Raw genomic sequence first — 14,335 nt, forward strand, 5'->3', positions numbered from 1 at the left:
AGGTTCGGAGTGCCGTTATCTGGCGGTCGGGCAGCCAGATTCTCGCGCAACTGGTGCAATGGGCGGCGACTTTCCTCGTGATTCGGATTCTCGATCCGCACGATTACGGCCTGTTCGCGATGACTCAGGTGATTCTCGTCCTGCTCAACATGCTCAACGGCTACGGCCTGGCGAGCGGCCTCATCCAGAAGGCCGAGATCGGCAAGCGGGAGATTCGCCAGCTGTTCGGCATGCTGGTGCTGCTGAACTTCGGCCTCGGCGCCACGCAGTTCCTGCTCGCCCCGCTCGCCGCCGCCTATTACCGGCAGGATATCGTGATGCACCTGCTCCGGGTGCAGGCGCTGCTCTACCTCACCACCCCCTTCATCGCGCTTCCTTATGCGCTGCTGTCGCGCACGATGGATTTCCGCCTGCAGGCCCGCGTCAACATCCTCGCCTCGATCGCGAGCGCCAGCGCGGCACTGGGCGGCGCGCTGGCCGGGATCGGCGTATGGACGTTGGTGCTCGCCCCGATCGTCCTGTTCAGCGTGCGGGCGATCGGCATGACGATCGCGGCGAAATCGCTGGTGTGGCCGAGCTTCGACTTCCGCGGCGCAGGCAGCCTGGCCAAATATGGTGGCATGATGGCCGCGGGCCAGCTCTTCTGGTTCTTCCAGAGCCAGGCCGATGTGTTCATCGCCGGCCGGCATTTCAGCCCGCACATGCTCGGCATCTATACGACCAGCCTGTTCCTCACCCAGATCTTCGTGTCGAAGTTCGTGCCGCCGCTGAACGAGGTGGCCTTTTCCGCCTATGCGCGAATCCAGCACGACACCGAAGCAGTGGCGACGGCATTCACGCGCAGCGTGCGGATCATCATGATCGCAGCGCTGCCCTTTTATTTCGGCCTGGCTGCCACGGCCGAGCCGCTGGTGCTGACCGTGCTCGGCGACAAATGGGCCGAGACGATCCCCGTCGTCCACCTGCTTGCGCTGGCCATGCCGTTCATGACGCTCCAGGTGCTGCTACAACCCGCCTGCGATGCGCGGGGCCGCCCCGGCATCGGCGTCCGCAACGGCGCGATCGGCGCGGTGATCCTCTCGGTCGGTTTCCTGGTCGGGGTGCGCTGGGGTCCCGACGGGCTCGCCATGGCATGGATCGTCGCCTACCCGATCTATCTCGGCGTCAGCCTGTGGCGGTCGCTACCGGTGATCGGCACCAATATCCGCGCGATCGCCGATGCGATCGCGCCCGCCCTGCTTGCCGCGCTCGCCATGGCGCTGGCGGTGGTGCTGGTCGACAGCATCCTGCCGCCGCTCCACCCGCTGCCGCGTCTGGCGATTCTCGTCGCGACGGGCGCGGTGGTCTATGCGGCGTGGCTGCTGCTGTTCGCGCGCGGCGTGGTGCGCGAACTCATCGCGATCGTGCGGAAGCAGCCACTCGCCTGATCCCGGCGCGGCACCGGCGCCGCAACAGCGTCACGCCGACTGGATATAAGTCCGCATCGCCTCGGCATCGGCCTCGATCCGGTCGATGCGATATTTGACCAGGTCGCCGATCGAGACGACCCCGATCACCCGGCCACCCTCGACCACCGGCAGGTGCCGTATCCGCCGCCGGGTCATCAGCGAAAGCGCGCCGATCACCGCTTCGGCCGGTCCGACGCTGATCGCGGGCGAGGTCATCACCTCTCCCACCTTGCGGTCGAGCGCGCCCGCACCGTGGCTGCTGAGCGCATGGATCACGTCGCGTTCCGAAAAGATCCCGACCACCTGGGCCCCGTCCATTACCGGTACCGCGCCGATCCGCCGGTCGGCGAGCAGCGCCACCGCCTCTGCCAGACTCTGATGCGCAGTGATCGAGATCACGTCGCGTCCCTTGCCGGCCAGGATCGCTGCTATCGTCATCGTCAGTCTCCTCGTCCGCGACCCGTCGACCCGAGTCCCTGAGGCGCTTGAGGATTCCACGTTTGCGGCCCAATGGGAAGCATGAGCGAGCATCCGTCAGGACTGGATAACCCCGAACAGGCGGCATTCGCCTGGCGCCGCTATCGCCGGTTGCTGGGGTGGATGACCCTGTTCTCGCTGTTTTGCGGACTCGCCGCGGTGTTCGGGCTGCAGCATTTCTACGGGCCGCTGTCCTGGATCGCGATCCTCGCCGCGATCGGCGGTATCGGCGGATCGGTACTGATGGCCTCCGCCCTGATGGGCCTGGTGTTCCTCAGTTCGGGCACCGGCCATGACGAGGCGGTCGACGCGCGCGACCCCGAAAAACCCGGGCCGCGACACGACCGGCCCTAACGCGCCGCCTCCAGGTTCAACGCGAAGTCCAGTTTCGCCTCACCATTGCCCGGGACGGTCACGCGCCAGGTCTTCACTCCTTTGCGCTCGACCAGCGGCATGCTCGCCGACTTGACCTTGAAGGACAGGGGAAGCTCGAACGTCTCGGGCGTCGCCCGCGCATTGGTGACGCGCACCGTGAAGGCAGCGCGCCGCTTGCCGCGCGGCAGGGCGGTCGTCACATAGCGCAGGTCGGGGCTGGTGCCGGCGCCCAGTTCGACCTCCTCGCCGATCGCCCGATCCTTCAGGCCGCTCTCCCCCACCAGCATCGGCGTCCCGCCGGCGGCTTCGAACACCGCGACGCCACCCGCCGGAAGGGGCACGCCAAGGCCTTTCGCGTCACTATTCTCGGTACGCAGGACCAGCGCGGCGGGCGCGCTCGGCATCGCCACTGGCTGCCCATCGAGCGCGCCGTTGAAGACGCCGGTATAGATGCGCTCGAAACGAACGCCCTTCCGGTCGATCATCGCCACCTGCTTGCGGCTCAGTGCAGCGACGGTGACAGGTTCCGGAATGCGATAGAGCTTCAGGTCGCCCAGATCCTCCTGCTGCGCGACCATGACCGGCACGGGTGCCGGCGGCGGCGGGGGTGGCGGCGGCGCCATCATCATTCTGTCGCGGCGCGATGCGGTGACGACGATATCGGAATAGCCCCGCAACATCTCCATCTGTGGCGGAGCGCGGTCGATGCTCCATTTGGGATGAGTGCTGGTGATGTCCATCGGCCAGCATTGCAGGCGGAGCTCAGGCGGCGGGCCTTTTGGCAAGGGCCGCACCTGCTCGCGGTGAAGACCCCCCGCCACGGCCTGGGTGCTTGCCCCGGCAAAGCCCTGGCTGCCGCCGTTCGCCACCGTCAGCCAGGCGAACAGGTCCAGTGTCTTCCCGTCATCGGCGACGCGCGCGACATAATTGGCCGACCAGTCGAACCCCTGCGCCAGATAGGAAAGCTGCACCGTCGCGGTCGCCGCCACGGGGCTGTCCGTCACCACCGACAGTGTCGGCTTGGCGGAAAGACCCTCGGGTACGCCGGGATAGGACAGCGATTCGGGCAGGCCAGAACAGGACAGCGCCTCGACCCCATCCGCCGTGGTCAGCAGCACCCCGCCGCGGGGCCCCGACTGGATGACCGCATCCCCCGTCGTCACCTTGCCGGTCGCGCGATTGGTGCGGCGAATGGTGACGCTTCGTTTCAGATAGGCGTCGACCAGGGACGCCGGCGACAGCAACCGCGCGTCGCGATTCTTCTCGTTGACTCGCCGGGGCAGCCCGCTGACGATCGCGCTTTCAGGCAGCATGCCTTCGGACACACCCTCGAAGCGGATCACCGACCGGCCGGCGGGGACCGCGATCGTCCGCGTCTCGGTGATCAGCGCATAGCCGCCGGGCCAGCCCGGACGGATCGCCCCCTCACCCCGGCCCGGCTCGCGATAGAGCGTCACCGACACCGAATCGATCCGGTCGGACTGAACGATCGCCTGCCCCGCCGCTGGCCCCGCGACGGGCAATCCGGCCATCAGCGCGATCTGGAGAGCGAGACGCCGCACCGTCAGTACCGTGTGTCGAACACCACGCTCAACGACGCCTTGCCATTGGGCGGCACCGGTACTTTCCACTCCATCCGGTCAGCCGAAATGCGCTCCCCGTTGATGCTCTGGTCGGTCACGCGGACATCGCCCCACAGCCCGTCCTGCGCCAGATCGATCGTCACCGGCTCGGGCCGGGCATTGGTGAAATCATAGCGCATCGTCGTGCGCCAGCGGCTCGACGACTGGCGCTTGCGCTCCACCACGACAGCCATGCCCTTGACGTCGAACGCCTCGCCGGTGCGGATCGACATCTGCGATCCCATCGGCGTGGCCGGAATTCGGTTCTCGCCGATGAACTGCGGATCACCCCGCGCATCGCGCATATAGACGCGGATCGTACCGGCCGGGAGCTGGTCGCCCAGCCCGCCGCTCTTCGAGGTCGAGAATTTCAGCACGGTCGCGGCACTGCGCGGATCGGATGTCGTGCCGAGCCAGCCATTGATCCATTCATAGGCCTTGCGCGCCGGCGCGCCCTTCACGTCGAGGAAGCTGACCTGCTTCTGCTGCGCATTGGCGATCGTGGTGCGCTCCCCCAGCGGGTAGAGATAATAGTCGCCGAGCCGTTCCCGCGTGCCCGTTTCGGTCCCAGCCTGCTCGATCGCCTCATTACCGGGCCGGTCGAAGCCGCCGAGCCGTTCGAAGCCGCCGGGGGTGCGGTTGGGATTGCCCGCGACGAGCAAGACATCGGCATTGCTGTAGGTCGTGCCCGTGCTGTTGGTCAGCGTGACCCAGCCCTGCACGTCGATCGTCGCCTTCGCCTCGTCGAACAGCATGACATAGTCGCTGGTCCAGCCAAGGCCCGGCGTCAGATAGGAAAGCGTCGCGGGCACACGCCCGGCGCGCGCGACCTGCAGGGTGACCGACAGGGTCGGCCGCGCGCGCAGATTTTCCGGCACCTTGTCGAACACCACGCGCACCGGCAGCCCGTCGTCGCGCAGCACTTCGATCCGGTTGCCGATCTGCAGCACGATGCCACCGTTCGCGGCGAGCACCTTTGCCTGCTCCCGAGTCTCGACGCCGGTCGCCGGATTGGTGCGGACGATGGTGACGACCGAACCGACCGCTTTTTCCATCAGCTTGTCGGGAGAAAGCAGGTCGAAATCGAAATTCTGCTCGACGATGCCGATGCCGGGTCCGCCCAGCGTCACGGTCTCCGACCTGATCTGTGCCGAGACGTCGGGGAATTCCTGCCGCGTGCGGCCCGCGGGCAGATCGAGCTGGCGAACATCCTGCACCAGCGACTGGCCATTCTGATAGATGGTCACCGAAACATCGCCCTGCGTGCTCGGTCCGGTCGGCAGCGTCGGTGTCGTTTGCGCCGCAACCGCGGTCGGCAACGCCGTCAGCGCCAGCATGGTCAAGAACCGCATCACCGTCCTCCCGGTTAGGTTATGAACCATCGTGCTAGAGCAGCGGCGGCGGAGGTCAATCCTTCAGATTCCTCCCAGGCACGGGGACGAATGAAAAAGGCCGGCCCCACTTTCGCGGGACCGGCCTGTTCTCTTCGTTCCGGACGGATCAGCCGACCGTCGTCGTCTCGCTCGCGGGCGGACGACCGCGGCGACGCTTGGGCTTTTCTTCCGGCTCTTCGGCCGAAACAGCTGAAATGTTCAGCGACGGCGGCAGGAGACCAGCCTCGAACATGGCGGGCGCCTCGTCCTCTACCGGGCGACGCGGCGGACGACCACGGCGGGGGCGTGCGACGACCTCGGCCTCGGCCACGGGTGCAACCTCCTCGCGCGGCGCTTCTTGACGGACCGGTACACGGTCCTCGTCGACCTGGACGGGAGCAGCGCGGTTGCCGCGATCCTCGCCACGGTTCGCGGTGCGATCGCCCCGGTCATTGCCGTTGCGGTCATTCGCGTTGCGCTCGCTCCGATCCTCACGGGCGTTACCGTTGCGGTCGCCACGGTCCTCGCGGGCATTGCCGTTGCGGTCGTTGCGCTCGGCGCGATCCTCACGGGCGTAGCGGCCATTGCCGGCATCGCCATAGCCATTGCCGTTCCGGTCGCCATTACCGTTGCGCGAACGGGGACGCTCGTCGTCATACTGGCTGGCCTGCTGGTTGCCGCTCTGGCCTTCGTTGCCCCGATCCTGGCCCCTGTCCTGGCCACGATCCTGACCATTGCCCTGGCGGGAGTCGCGCGCATTCTGCTCACGGACGATCGGCTCGCCATCCTCGTCATATTCCTGCTCGTCCTCCTCGAAGGCCGCGCCGCCATTCTGGCGCCGGTTCTCCTCGAAGCGCGACCGCGTCTCGGCGAGTACGCGGAAATAATGGTCCGCGAACTGCAGGTAATATTCGGTGTTGACCCGGTCACCCTGCATCTGCGCGTCCCGCGCGAGAGTCTTGTACTTCTCGAGCAGTTGCGCGGCATTGCCACGCGCACGGTTGTCGATGCGGTTGCCGTTATCCTGACGGCCCGAATTACCCTGCGGGCGCTGCTGCTGCCCGCCACGGCCGCGACGGCGGCCGGCCTGACGATTATTGATCAAGTGTTGTTGTCCTGTCGTTCGTAACCAACCCGGTCGTGCTCCAGAAATGTGGATGCAAGCCCCTTGGCCCGTGCGCACCGACCATCGGCGAAACGAGCCTGCCACGGTCGCCGGACGGCAGCGACTTCATGACGAAGGAGGCGGGCAACAGCCCGTTTTCAACCGGTTATGATGAAAACGCGTGCCCCTGCTCCGCTCAATAGCGGCTGGCGGCACAATCTCCAAGAAGAATATTGTGACGTTTTTATGCTGATTCAAGTCGCGATCAACACGCGGGGGTTATTCCCCAGGTCCCGGCGCAGCGTGACCGACAGCCCCTGCCCGTCGAGAAGCGCGGCGACGCTATCCGCCTGGGTCGACCCGATCTCAAGGATCGCTGCCCCGCCGGGCGCGATCAATCGCGGGAGCTGGGGCACGATGATACGATAATCGTCCAGACCATCAGGACCGGCGAACAACGCGGACGCCGGTTCATGATCGCGTACCTCGGCCGGCAACGCCTCACCCGTGGCGATATAGGGCGGATTGGCCAGGATCAGGTCGAACTGTCCAGCGACCCCTGCGGCCCAGTTGCCGGACTCGAAACGGGCCCGGTCGGCCATGCCAAGCCGCACGGCATTGGCCCGCGCCATGTCGAGGGCGATATCCGATGCGTCCACGCCGAGACCGGTCGCGCCTCGCCATTGGTCGAGCGCGGCGAGCAGCAGGGTGCCGGGACCGGTACCCAGATCGAGGATCGTCGCGGGCGCGCGACCAGTGAAATGGTCGACCGCCGCCTCGATCAGCGTCTCGCTGTCGGCACGGGGAACAAGGGTCCCGGGTCCGACCTGCAGCTCGATCGTCCAGAAGGCGCGGATGCCGGTGAGATAGGCGATCGGCTCATGGCTCCGACGGCGGGCGACGAGCGGCGCGAAGGTTGCCGGGACCGGATCGTCGAGATGGCGAAGGAGCAGGGATTCGCGGGTCGTGCCGAGGGCATGAGCCATGAGGAGTTCGGCATCGAGGCGCGGCGTTTCGGAGATACCGGCAAATGAGGCAGCGGCACCGGCAAGCGCCCGTCTTACCTCCCCTCCCGCTTGCGGGAGGGGATTGAGGGGTGGGCTCGCGCTCACCGCAAATGTTCCGCTTGAGGTCGGCCGGGCGCCCACTCCCAGCCCCTCCCGCAAGCGGGAGGGGAGAGACTAACCATCGAGGCTCGCAAGCCTTTCGGCCTCGTCCTCGGCGATCAGCGCGCCGATCAGCTCATCCAGTTCGCCCTGCAGGATTTCCGGCAGCCGGTGAAGCGTCAGGTTGATCCGGTGGTCGGTCACCCGGCCCTGCGGGAAATTATAGGTCCTGATCCGCTCCGAACGATCGCCCGACCCCACCATCGACTTGCGCGCGCCGGCGCGCTCGGTGTGGAGCCGGTCGCGCTCAAGCTCATACAGGCGGGTGCGCAGCACCTTCATCGCCTTGGCCTTGTTCTTGTGCTGGGATTTCTCGTCCTGCTGGATCACCACTAGGCCCGTGGGGATGTGGACGATGCGCACCGCTGAATCAGTCGTGTTGACCGATTGCCCGCCCGGCCCGGACGACCGATAGATATCGATGCGCAGGTCCTTGTCGTCGATCTTGACGTCGACCTCCTCCGCCTCCGGCAGCACCGCGACGGTGGCGGCGGAGGTGTGGATTCGCCCGCCCGCCTCGGTGACGGGCACGCGCTGCACGCGGTGGACGCCGCTTTCGAACTTCAGCTTGGCGAACACGCCCTTGCCCTCGACCGAAGCGATCGCTTCCTTGAAACCACCCGATTCGGACGAGGAAGCCGAGATCAGGTCGACCCGCCAGCCCTGCGATTCGGCATAGCGCTGGTACATGCGGAACAGGTCGCCGGCGAACAGCGCCGCCTCGTCGCCGCCGGTCCCCGCGCGGATCTCGAGCATCGCGGCGCGCTCGTCCGCGGCGTCGCGCGGCAGCAGCGACAGCGCCAGTGAGCGTTCCGCCTCCGGCAGGGTCCCGCGGATCGCCTCGATCTCCTCGCGCGCCATGGCGCGGATCTCGGGATCGGCCTCATTCTCCATGCCCGCCAGCACATGCAGCTCGGCGCGCAGCCGCCGCACCTCGCCCGCAGCCCGCGCGACCGGCTCAAGCTCGGCATATTCCTTGGAAACGGCGACGAAACGGTCGGACGGCAGGTCGCCGGTCGCCATCAGCGCCTGCAACTCGTCACGCCGCGCCTCGATCTGCGCGATCCGTTCCCCCGAGATCGTCGACATCAGGCGCTCAACACCCGCGCGAGATCCCCGAACGGCACCTCGTCCTGCGTGCCGGCGCCAAGCGCTTTCACCGCGGCGACACCTTTGGCGAGTTCGTCGTCGCCGAGGATGATCGCGAAGCGCGCGCCCTGCGCATCGGCCTTCGCCAACCGCCGCTTCATATTGCCCTTGAACGCCATGTCGGCCGCGATTCCGGCGCGGCGCAAATCAGCGAGGATACCCGTCGCGCGAAGCTCGGCCGCCTCGCCCATCGGCACGATCACCGCATCGATTCGCTCCGCCGCCGGCTCGTCGATCAGCATTGCCAGCCGCTCGACGCCGGCCGCCCAGCCGACACCCGGCGTCTCGTTGCCGCCCAGCGCACCGATGAGCCCGTCATAGCGGCCCCCGGCCAGCACCGTGCCCTGCGCGCCGAGTCGGTCGGTGACGAACTCGAACGCCGTGTGCCGATAATAATCGAGACCGCGCACCAGCCGCGCGTTGCGCGTCCACGCGACTCCGGCGGCATCCAGCCCCCTGGTCACGCTTTCGAAGAAAGCACCGGCCTCGCTCGTGAGGTAGGCGTCGATATCGGGCGCAGCGTCGGCGATCGGTCGGTCCCCGGGATCCTTGGTATCGAGGATACGTAGGGGATTCCGTTCGAGACGATCCTGACTTTCCGCAGACAGGTCGCCCTTGTGCTGCCCGAAATGGGTAATCAGCGCGGCGCGCCACGCATCGCGCGTCTCCGCATCGCCCAGCGTGTTGAGCTGCAAGGTCACGCCGTCCGAGATACCGAGTTCGCGCAGGAGCTGATCGGCGAACACCAGAAGCTCGACATCCGCCGCCGGTTCGGCCGCGCCGATCACCTCTGCGTCGATCTGGTGAAACTGGCGGAACCGCCCCTTTTGCGGTCGCTCGTAACGGAACACGGGGCCCGCAGTCGCCAGCTTCAGCGGCGCATATTGCTGCCAGCCTTCGGTCAGATAGGCGCGCGCGATCCCCGCGGTGAATTCGGGACGCAGCGTCAGGGAGTCCCCGCCGCGATCCTCGAAGGTGTACATTTCCTTGGAGACGACATCGGTCGTCTCGCCGAGCGAGCGCGCGAACACGGCGGTCGATTCGAACACCGGCACGTCGACGCGCTGAAACCCGTAGAGCCGCCGTACATGGTCGAATGCCGCCAGCACGCGCGCGAAGCGCCGTTGCTCGTCGCCGAAGATATCCTGCGTGCCGCGGATGCGCTTTGGGGTTTCAATACGGGCCATAAAGGCGCGCTATCTATGCGAGGGCGGCGTCAAGCGCTAGCCTCTGGATAATGGGCGCCCAACCATGGCGCGCCGCTGTCTTCGGGGACGATGTCATGCAACTCGGCAGGAAGATCGCCCCGGCGCGATTCGTCACCTTCATCTTGGTGTTCGCGGCCGGGCTCGCGATCCTGGTCCCGCTGCTCGGCAAAGGGCGCGGCACGATGGCCGCATTCGACATTGCCAGCGCCCTGTTCCTGCTGCTGGTCGCCCCCCTGCTCCGCGACACGACCGACGACATGCGGCAGCACGCCAAGGATAATGACGCCAACCGCGCCTTGCTGCTGGCGCTCACCGCGCTGGTCTCGCTGGTGGTGCTGGTGTCGGTCGCGAGCGAGCTGCTGAGCGGCAAGGGAAACCCGGTCTCCACCGCCTTGCTGATCGTGACGCTCGCCCTGGCCTGGCTGTTCTCGAACACCGTCTATGCCCTGCACTATGCCCATATGTTCTATTCGCGCGCCGGCGGGGGTGGTGACACCGGCGGCATCGACATCTCGAAATGTCCGGAGCCGGATTATTGGGACTTCGTCTATTTCAGCTTCACGCTGGGAATGACCTTCCAGACATCCGACACCGCCATCAGTTCCGCCCGAATCCGGCGCGTCGCGATCGGCCATTGCCTTGCTGCCTTCGTATTCAACATCGGCGTGCTGGCCTTTTCGATCAACGTGCTCGGCGGCGGCGCCGGCTGATCGCGAAGCAACCTCAGCGCTCGCGCCGCACCGTCACCGAGCGCCGGCCCTTGATGTCGAAGAAATGCGCGCCGAGCATGCTGCGACGATAGGTGACCGCATCGCCGACGGCGGGCCGCTCGCCGCCACTGGTGGTGGTGCTCCACACGCTGCCATCGGCGAGCCGGAGCTCGTACAGGCCAAAGCTCTTTGGGGAAATGCCGGCGATGGTACTGCGGAATCCCGATTTGAGTGCCGCCGGCTCGGGCGCCTTCGCCTCGCGCAAGGCGGCATGATCGGGCTCCGGCCGGGCCGGTCCGGCCGCCGGGGCAGGCGTTGCAGCCGGAGCTCCCTGCTGCTGGTCGTAGCAGGCGAGCCGTCGGGCAGGATCAGCGATCGAACGGCAATCCTGCGCCTGTCCCGGCACTGCCGAAGCCCCGATGCCGAGAACCAGGGCGGTCGAAAGCGCCGCCGCCCGATATACGCTGATCATCACCCGGACCGCTCCTATAGGATATATAATCCTGAAACCCTAGCGCGGCGACGGGCGGGACGCCATAGCCGCGTTGGGTTTGCGACCCCGGTCTGCCGTCCAATTCAGGCAGCGTCGGCAATTTCCAGCGCGCCCTGGCCACGCAATCGCTCCGCATCGCGCGCCGGCGGGCAGCCGAACATCCGCGCATATTCCCGGCTGAACTGCGATGCACTTTCATAGCCGACCGAATAGGCCGCGCGCGAGGCATCGGCGCTGGCGATCAGCAGCCGGCGCGCCTGCTGGAGGCGCAGCGATTTCTGATATTGCAACGGGCTCATCGCCGTTGCCTGCTTGAAGTGCCGGTGAAAGGAAGCGGGGCTCATCCCGGCGATCTCCGCCAGCGTCTCGACCCGGAGCGGCTTGTCGAAATGGGTCCGGATCCAGCTGATCGCGGCGCGCACCTGCGACAAGCGACTGTCGGCCATCGCCGCCTGGCGCAGCAGGCCGCCCTGCGGCCCCTGCAGGATACGATAGAGGATCTCCCGCTCGAGCATCGGCGCCAGCACCGGGACATCGCCGGGAGACTCGAACAGGGCAAGCAGCCTCGCCCAGGAATCGAGCAGCTGCGACGTCACCGAACCGACCGCGAAGCCGGCGGTCGGCTCCTCCGCCCGGAGTGGCAGGTCCGACAGCAGGGACGTCACCGCGTCCTGGTTCAACGCCATGCTGACCACGATGTAAGGCTTGTCCGCGCTTGCCTCGACGATGCAGCCAGACACCGGCAGGTCGATCGAGGCGATCAGCTGGTCAGCCGCGCCATAGTGCAACAGGCGGTCGCCGATCATCACCTGCTTCGCCCCCTGCAGGACGATGCAGATCATCGGCTCGTACATGCCGGGCAGGGCCCCGGTCGGCGCCCCGCTGACGTGCACCGCCAGACGCGGGATCACACCGCCACGCCGGCCATCGTCGTGATGCCGCAAGGCAAGGGCGCACAATCGATCGAGCTGGTCCTGCATGGCTGCAACATGGCGCGCAGGACGACCGAAACAAGCGCAAACGGGACGCGTGCCGTTCGACTGATAGGATCAGGCAAGAACTCGACACGATCAGGCGCGCGGATCGGGGGAGCGCCGACCAGATAGGCGCCGCAACCTGCCCACCCTTTGCGAGGAAATCCCCATGAGCGGCACTTTCGGCGACACCACGACCACCGACGAAATACTCGACGGCGTATCCCTGCGCGGCAAGCGCATCCTGGTGACCGGCGCCTCGGCCGGCCTCGGCGTCGAGACCGCACGCGCGCTTGCTGCTCACGGGGCGCATGTGGTCGGCGCCGCGCGCGACCTCGACAAGGCCGAACGTGCGACCCGGGTCGTGCGCGAACAGGCGGCCAATGGCGGCAGCCTCGATCTGGTCCAGCTCGACCTCGCCGATCTCGCCAGCGTGCGCGCCTGCGCCGATGCGCTGGTTGCCGATGGCCGCCGCTTCGACGTGGTGATCGCCAATGCCGGTGTCATGGCGACCCCGAAAGGTACCACCGCCGACGGGTTCGAGACCCAGTTCGGCACCAACCATCTCGGCCATTTCGTGCTGGTCAACCGGATCGCCTCGCTGATCAATGCGGGCGGGCGGCTGGTGAACCTGTCCTCGGCGGGCCATCGCTTCGCCGATGTCGATCTCGACGACCCCAATTTCGAGCACACGCCCTATGCCGAATTCGTCGCCTATGGCCGTTCCAAGACCGCCAATATCCTGTTCGCGGTCGAGTTCGACCGGCGCCACAAGGAACGGGGTATCCGCGCCACCGCGGTCCATCCCGGCGGCATCCACACCGAACTCGCCCGCCATATGACTCAGGAGGCGATGGACGCGCTGATCACATCGATCAACGAAACCCAAGCCGCGGCGGGGGGCGTCCCTTTCCGCTTCAAGACCATCCCGCAAGGCGCCGCGACCTCGGTCTGGGCCGCGATCGTCGCCGCGCCGGAAGAGGTCGGCGGCCGATATTGCGAGGATTGTCATGTCGCCGAACTGGTCGAAGGCGAGGGCCTTCGCGGCGGCGTGCGCCCCTATGCGCTGGACCCGGACCACGCCCGGGCACTCTGGGCGAAGAGCGAGGAGATGGTGGGCGAACGTTTCTGACCGCCGCCCGCCACCAACACCGGCAACGGGAGTATCACATGAAGACCATCGGCTATGCGGCGCAGGACGCCGAATCCCCCCTCGCGCCGTTCGCCTTCGAACGACGCGCGCTGCGCGACAACGACGTGGCGATCGACATCCTCTATTGCGGCGTCTGCCATTCCGACCTGCACATGACCCGCAACGACTGGGGCGGGGCGATCTATCCCTCGATCCCGGGCCATGAGATCATCGGGCGCGTCTCGGCCGTCGGTGGCGACGTCACGCATCACAAGATCGGCGACCAGGTCGCTGTCGGCACGATCGTCGACAGCTGCCAGCACTGCGACCAGTGCCTGAAGCACGAGGAGCAGATGTGCCGCGAGGGCGTGACGCTCACTTATAACGGGCGGGACCGGATCACCGGCGACCTTACTTATGGCGGCTATTCGAAGCAGATCGTCGTGCGCGAGGAGTTCGTTCTGGCGCTGCCCAAAGGACTCGATCCGGCCCGTGCGGCGCCCCTGCTCTGCGCCGGCATCACCACCTGGTCGCCCCTGCGCACCTGGAATGTCGTGCCCGGCAGCCGGGTCGGCGTCATCGGGCTTGGCGGGCTCGGCCATATGGCGGTGAAGCTTGCGGTCGGGCTTGGCGCGGAGGTGACGGTCATCACCCGGTCGGATGCCAAGGCGGCCGATGCGCTCGCGCTCGGTGCGGGGCGCGTGCTGGTTTCAGGCGACGACGCCGCGATGCAGGCGGCGGCCTCGTCCTTCGACCTGATCATCGACACGATTCCGGTGGGCCACGACCTGTCGCCCTATCTCGGGCTGCTCGACGTGGATTCGACATTGGTGATCGTCGGCGCGCTGGCGATGATGGACAGCTATTCGAGCCTGCCGCTGATCATGGGCCGCCGGCGCATCTCGGGGTCGCCGGTCGGCGGCACGGTCGAGACCCAGGAGATGCTCGCTTTCTGCGCGGAAAAGGACATCCTGCCCGATTGCGAGATCATCCCGATCCAGCAGATCAACCATGCGTTCGAGCGGATGGAACGGAGCGACGTGCGCTACCGGTTCGTGATCGACATGGCCTCGCTTGCATGACGGCCCCGCGCTGAGCGCCTG

14 protein-coding genes (1 of these 14 cut by a window edge) are annotated in these 14,335 nt (G+C 66.9%); 5 read left to right on the forward strand and 9 right to left on the reverse strand.

Translation table 11 applies throughout. The features are described 5' to 3' along the window. A protein-coding gene (locus NDN01_RS18760; protein ID WP_272623245.1) for a lipopolysaccharide biosynthesis protein crosses the window boundary here: on the forward strand, nucleotides 1–1,427 show its 3' portion. The gene continues 52 nt to the left of window position 1, outside the view; the window shows 1,427 of its 1,479 coding nt (coding positions 53–1,479); its start codon lies off the left edge, out of view; its stop codon occupies nucleotides 1,425–1,427. Nucleotides 1,428–1,457: 30 nt separating this feature from the next. On the opposite strand, the gene NDN01_RS18765 is transcribed toward NDN01_RS18760, so the two are convergent. Then, a complete protein-coding gene (locus tag NDN01_RS18765; RefSeq protein ID WP_272623246.1) occupies nucleotides 1,458–1,886 on the reverse strand; it encodes a CBS domain-containing protein in 429 nt (142 codons plus the stop codon). 81 nt (nucleotides 1,887–1,967) lie between these two features. On the opposite strand from NDN01_RS18765, the gene NDN01_RS18770 reads away from it, so the two are divergent. Then, a complete protein-coding gene (locus NDN01_RS18770) occupies nucleotides 1,968–2,279 on the forward strand; it encodes a hypothetical protein (protein ID WP_272623247.1) in 312 nt (103 codons plus the stop codon). Here the strand turns inward: NDN01_RS18770 and NDN01_RS18775 are convergent. The 6 genes from NDN01_RS18775 to hisS form a co-directional block, all read right to left on the reverse strand. Next, entirely contained in the window at nucleotides 2,276–3,931 is a 1,656-nt protein-coding gene (locus tag NDN01_RS18775) for a DUF4139 domain-containing protein (RefSeq protein ID WP_272623248.1), read from the reverse strand. The genes NDN01_RS18770 and NDN01_RS18775 overlap by 4 nt on opposite strands. Then, nucleotides 3,865–5,274 carry a DUF4139 domain-containing protein gene (locus NDN01_RS18780; RefSeq protein WP_272623249.1) on the reverse strand — a complete coding sequence of 470 codons (1,410 nt, stop codon included), beginning with the start codon at nucleotides 5,272–5,274 and terminating at the stop codon, nucleotides 3,865–3,867. Before NDN01_RS18780 ends, NDN01_RS18775 begins: the two co-directional genes overlap by 67 nt. 148 nt (nucleotides 5,275–5,422) lie before the next feature. After that, entirely contained in the window at nucleotides 5,423–6,400 is a 978-nt protein-coding gene (locus NDN01_RS18785) for a DUF4167 domain-containing protein (RefSeq protein ID WP_272623250.1), read from the reverse strand. Nucleotides 6,401–6,654: 254 nt separating this feature from the next. Beyond that, nucleotides 6,655–7,422, reverse strand: coding sequence for a N5-glutamine methyltransferase family protein (gene prmC, locus NDN01_RS18790; RefSeq protein ID WP_443025257.1), 768 nt, complete (start codon nucleotides 7,420–7,422; stop codon nucleotides 6,655–6,657). Nucleotides 7,423–7,581: 159 nt separating this feature from the next. Next, complete coding sequence (gene prfA / locus NDN01_RS18795) at nucleotides 7,582–8,655, reverse strand: peptide chain release factor 1 (RefSeq protein ID WP_272623252.1); 1,074 nt, start codon at nucleotides 8,653–8,655, stop codon at nucleotides 7,582–7,584. After that, the gene (gene hisS / locus NDN01_RS18800; RefSeq protein WP_272623253.1) at nucleotides 8,655–9,902 is read right to left on the reverse strand and encodes a histidine--tRNA ligase; all 1,248 of its coding nucleotides are present in this window, start codon (nucleotides 9,900–9,902) and stop codon (nucleotides 8,655–8,657) included. The genes prfA and hisS overlap by 1 nt, the downstream gene beginning before the upstream one ends. Nucleotides 9,903–9,952: 50 nt before the next feature. Here hisS and NDN01_RS18805 point away from each other — a divergent pair, with 50 nt between their 5' ends. Further along, on the forward strand, nucleotides 9,953–10,633 hold the full coding sequence (locus NDN01_RS18805) for a DUF1345 domain-containing protein (RefSeq protein ID WP_272623254.1): 681 nt from the start codon (nucleotides 9,953–9,955) through the stop codon (nucleotides 10,631–10,633). Between the two features lie 13 nt (nucleotides 10,634–10,646). On the opposite strand, the gene NDN01_RS18810 is transcribed toward NDN01_RS18805, so the two are convergent. Next, entirely contained in the window at nucleotides 10,647–11,108 is a 462-nt protein-coding gene (locus NDN01_RS18810) for a hypothetical protein (protein ID WP_272623255.1), read from the reverse strand. Nucleotides 11,109–11,209: 101 nt separating this feature from the next. After that, nucleotides 11,210–12,106, reverse strand: coding sequence for an AraC family transcriptional regulator (locus NDN01_RS18815; protein ID WP_272623256.1), 897 nt, complete (start codon nucleotides 12,104–12,106; stop codon nucleotides 11,210–11,212). Nucleotides 12,107–12,269: 163 nt separating this feature from the next. Between NDN01_RS18815 and NDN01_RS18820 the strand changes: the two genes are divergently transcribed. Both NDN01_RS18820 and NDN01_RS18825 read left to right on the forward strand, forming a co-directional pair. Then, nucleotides 12,270–13,232, forward strand: a complete 963-nt coding sequence (locus tag NDN01_RS18820) for an SDR family NAD(P)-dependent oxidoreductase (RefSeq protein WP_272623257.1) — start codon at nucleotides 12,270–12,272, stop codon at nucleotides 13,230–13,232. Between the two features lie 38 nt (nucleotides 13,233–13,270). Next, nucleotides 13,271–14,314 (forward strand): NAD(P)-dependent alcohol dehydrogenase, encoded by a 1,044-nt coding sequence (locus NDN01_RS18825; RefSeq protein ID WP_272623258.1) that lies wholly within the window; start codon nucleotides 13,271–13,273, stop codon nucleotides 14,312–14,314. Nucleotides 14,315–14,335: the final 21 nt, after the last annotated feature.

This window comes from Sphingomonas sp. QA11, from assembly GCF_028473665.1.
Classification (GTDB): Bacteria; Pseudomonadota; Alphaproteobacteria; order Sphingomonadales; family Sphingomonadaceae; genus Sphingomonas; species Sphingomonas phytovorans.

Coding starts and splice junctions, on each gene's coding strand:
- NDN01_RS18765 (WP_272623246.1), bottom strand. CDS start 1,886: ATGACGATAGCAGCGATCCTGGCCGGCAAGGGACGCGACGTGATCTCG.
- NDN01_RS18770 (WP_272623247.1), top strand. CDS start 1,968: ATGAGCGAGCATCCGTCAGGACTGGATAACCCCGAACAGGCGGCATTC.
- NDN01_RS18780 (WP_272623249.1), bottom strand. CDS start 5,274: ATGCGGTTCTTGACCATGCTGGCGCTGACGGCGTTGCCGACCGCGGTT.
- prfA (WP_272623252.1), bottom strand. CDS start 8,655: ATGTCGACGATCTCGGGGGAACGGATCGCGCAGATCGAGGCGCGGCGT.
- hisS (WP_272623253.1), bottom strand. CDS start 9,902: ATGGCCCGTATTGAAACCCCAAAGCGCATCCGCGGCACGCAGGATATC.
- NDN01_RS18805 (WP_272623254.1), top strand. CDS start 9,953: ATGGGCGCCCAACCATGGCGCGCCGCTGTCTTCGGGGACGATGTCATG.
- NDN01_RS18815 (WP_272623256.1), bottom strand. CDS start 12,106: ATGCAGGACCAGCTCGATCGATTGTGCGCCCTTGCCTTGCGGCATCAC.
- NDN01_RS18820 (WP_272623257.1), top strand. CDS start 12,270: ATGAGCGGCACTTTCGGCGACACCACGACCACCGACGAAATACTCGAC.
- NDN01_RS18825 (WP_272623258.1), top strand. CDS start 13,271: ATGAAGACCATCGGCTATGCGGCGCAGGACGCCGAATCCCCCCTCGCG.